The organism is Sabulicella flocculans (genome assembly GCF_045449635.1).
GTDB lineage: Bacteria > Pseudomonadota > Alphaproteobacteria > Acetobacterales > Acetobacteraceae > Roseococcus.
In genome coordinates this window covers 1-3,345 of record NZ_JBJJBR010000048.1, presented here as the reverse complement: position 1 = coordinate 3,345, position 3,345 = coordinate 1, and the positions used below count along the sequence as shown (strand labels likewise).

Below are 3,345 nucleotides of genomic sequence, written 5' to 3'. Positions count from 1 at the left end.
CCACGGCGGCGGGCACCGCCTGGCGGGCGGACACCCCGGCGCCGGGCGCCGGCGGGGCGCCGCCGGACGCCGGCCCCTGCGGCTCGCCGCCGCCGCGGCGCGGCGCGAGCTGGGAGGATCCGGCGAACAATCCGCCGATGGCGCGGATGACCTCGAACAGCGAACGCAGCGGGCGGTCCTCCTTGGTGTCGTCCCAGGCGAGCCAGGCGTCGGCGCGGCCCAGCACGGTCTGCACGATGGCGCCCTCGTCGCGCAGGTCGCGCGGGGCGAAGCGCACCTGCAGGCGGTCCTCCTGCCAGCGCAGCGCCTCGGCGGGCACCACCAGCAGCTCCGGGCCCACCTGGAACTGCACCGTCACCTCGGCGCCGTCGGGCACGCCGGCGGGGCGGGGCATGGCGAAGGCCGCGCCGCCCAGCGAGAGGTCGCGCGTCGCGCCCTCGGCCACGCGGCCGTCGGGCAGGACGACGCGCGCGGGCACCACGGCGGAGATGCGCGCGCGCTCGCGCAGCTGGCGGCGCTCGCGCCCGACGGCGAGGCCGGCCAGCACCGTCAGCAGGCACAGCGTCGCCCACACCAGGTTCAGGGCATAGGCCTGGAAGTTCAGGCTCTGCGGCGGGTTGGTGGCCATGCCGTAGATGCCCGAGACGACGCCCAGGATCAGCACGAAGGCCAGGATCATGTTCGGGCCCACCGCGCGGATGTCGAAGAAGCCCTCGTCGAGCGTGCCGCCCTTGTCGGTCACGTTGAACTTGCCGCGCCGCGGGTTCAGCAGCGTCGCGAGCGTCACGGGCACCAGGTACACCGTCAGCACCGTCTCGTAGATCTCCGACCAGAAGGAGTGGCGCACGTGGCTCTGCATGCGCGAGGAGGTGACGATGGAGTGCACGATGTGCGGCCCCGCATAGGCCACGATGGCGAGCGGCGAGGCGGCGATCACGTTCTCGCCGAACAGCAGGAAGGCCAGCGGCGCGGTGAGGAAGACGAAGCGCGGCAGCGGGAACAGGAAGTGGAACATGGACATGAAGTAGCAGAGGCGCTGCGGCAGGCTCAGGCCGCGCGCGGTCAGCGGGTTCTCGATGCGCAGGATCTGGATCATGCCGCGCGCCCAGCGCATGCGCTGGCCGATGTGCAGGATCAGGCGCTCCGTCGCCAGGCCGGCGGCCAGCGGCACGCGCAGGTAGGCGGTGCGCCAGCCGGCCTTCTGCATCCGCAAGGAGGCGTGGCAGTCCTCCGTCACCGTTTCCGTCGGCACGCCGCCGATGGCCTCCAGCGCCGTGCGCCGGATCACGGCGCAGGAGCCGCAGAAGAAGGCGCCGCCCCAGAAGTCGTTGCCCTGCTGGATCAGGCCGTAGAACAGCAGCCCCTCGTTGGGCACGCGCTCGCCCGAGGCGAGGTTCCGCTCGAACGGGTCGGGCGAGTAGAAGTGGTGCGGCGTCTGCACCATGCACAGCCCGCGGTCGCGCAGCATCCAGCCCACGGTCAGCTGCAGGAAGGCGCGGGTGGCGACGTGGTCGCAGTCGAACACCACCACGTACTCGCCGTCCGTCTGGGTCAGCGCGTGGTTGATGTTGCCCGCCTTGGCGCCCTTGTTGTCGGGGCGGATGATGTAGCCGCAGCCCACCTCGGCGGCGAAGCGGCGGAATTCCTCGCGCCGGCCGTCATCGAGGATGAACACGTTCATCTTGTGGCCCGGCCAGTCCATCGCCATGGCGGCGAAGACGGTGGGGCGCACCACGTCCAGCGGCTCGTTGTAGCTGGGGATGAAGACGTCCACCGTGGGCCAGCTCTCGGGGTCGTCGGGCAGCGGCACCGGCTTGCGCTCCAGCGGCCAGGCCAGCTGGAAGTAGGCGAGGATCAGCGCCACCACGGCGTAGGCCTCGGCCAGCACCAGCCCGGTGCCGAGGAAGGTCTGGATGAAGCCCTCGAACTCCAGCGTCTCCGTCACCCGCCAGTGGAAGTAGCGCAGCGACACCAGCGAGGAGAGCACGGCCAGCATCAGCGTGACCGTGCGCCCCTCCAGCCGGTTCAGCACCAGGAACAGCGTGAAGCCGCCGAGCGCCAGGATCACCTGCTGCTCGGGCTCCAGCGGCACCAGCACGAAGGCGAGGGAGAGCAGCAGGCCCGCCGCCACCGCCAGCGCGCCGACCAGGCGGTTGCGCATGCCGGGCAGGCGGGCGAAGCGTTCGCGGCGGGCGATCACCTGCATGCGATCAGCGCGCCCCCCAGCTGGCGCCGAAGGGCTCGGGCACGGCCGGCACCGCGGCCTCGATGCCGCGGGCGATCTCGCGCAGGTCCTCGGCGGCCTGGCTGTCGGGCGCCACGTCCAGCACCAGGCGCTGGGCGGCCAGCGCCTCGGCCACCACCTCCTCGCGCGCCACGGCGCCCAGCAGGCGCGGGCCCAGGTGGCGCGCCACCGTCTCCGCCGCCGCGCGCGACAGCCGGGCGTTCGGGTCCACCCCGTTGAGGATCACGCGCAGCCGCCCGGCGAACAGCGCCGCCGTGGTGCCCTGCCCCAGGAAGCGGCCGTTCTCGATGTCGGGCACCAGCGCGGCGGAGGTGGCGTCGCTCAGCAGCACGGCGCAGACCATGGTGGCCATCGGCACCAGGATGGCCAGCGCGTGCGAGGCGCCGGGCGGCGTGTCCGCCACCACCACCAGCCCGGGGTCGCTGAGGATGGCGCGCAGCGGCGCGGCCAGCAGCTCCGGGTCGCGCTCCAGCGAGTGGGCGAGGCCCAGCGCGCCGCGGATGTCGATGCCGCCATGGGGCAGCAGCATCACGCCCGAGGGCGTCTGCCGCACCAGGGTGCGCCAGTCCGGCCGCTTGGGCAGCTCGGTCATGAAGCCCGCGGTGTCGGACAGGCTCACGCCGAAATGCAGGCGCAGGGTGTTCTGCGGGTCGAAATCCATCACCAGCACGCGGCGGCCCTGGCGGCGCAGCGCGTCGGCGACGTTGGCCGCCAGGGTGGTCTTCCCGACGCCCCCCTTCGGAGAGGCGAAGCAGATCAGGGGCATGGGGCCTCCGCTAACGGGACGCGGGGGTGGGGTGAAGGCTGGCCCGGACCGCGTCGAACGGCGATGCCGGCGCGGGGGCGCCGGCGGAGATGAGGCGCATAACCTCTGTCAATGGCACTGTCACCCGGTTGGCCGGCAAGATCGACCGACCTGGGGATTCCACGGGTTCCTCCCCGCGCAGCTTCGCGAGGGTGGAGGCGGGCGAGGGGGGCGGACGGCGGGCGGGCGGCGGCGCCGCGCCGACCGCGTCCAGCAGGGCGAAGACCGGCGCCGGCGCGGCGGCGGGCGCGGGCGCCACCGGAGGCGCGGCCATGGCGGCGGGCGGGGCGACCGG

Annotated in this window: 3 protein-coding genes; all 3 read right to left on the bottom strand. The window is 73.6% G+C overall.

Going from position 1 to position 3,345, the window contains the following annotated elements; genetic code table 11:
- Nucleotides 1-2,206: UDP-forming cellulose synthase catalytic subunit (bcsA, locus tag ACI6QG_RS19480; protein ID WP_407026244.1), on the bottom strand; the 2,206-nt coding region annotated here is incomplete at its 3' end.
- 4 nt (nucleotides 2,207-2,210) lie between these two features.
- The gene (locus ACI6QG_RS19475) at nucleotides 2,211-3,011 is read right to left on the bottom strand and encodes a cellulose synthase operon protein YhjQ/BcsQ (RefSeq protein WP_407026243.1); all 801 of its coding nucleotides are present in this window, start codon (nucleotides 3,009-3,011) and stop codon (nucleotides 2,211-2,213) included.
- A 10-nt stretch (nucleotides 3,012-3,021) separates the two neighbouring features.
- Nucleotides 3,022-3,345, bottom strand: a 324-nt coding sequence (locus ACI6QG_RS19470; protein ID WP_407026242.1) for a hypothetical protein, incomplete at its 5' end; no start/stop codon positions are given.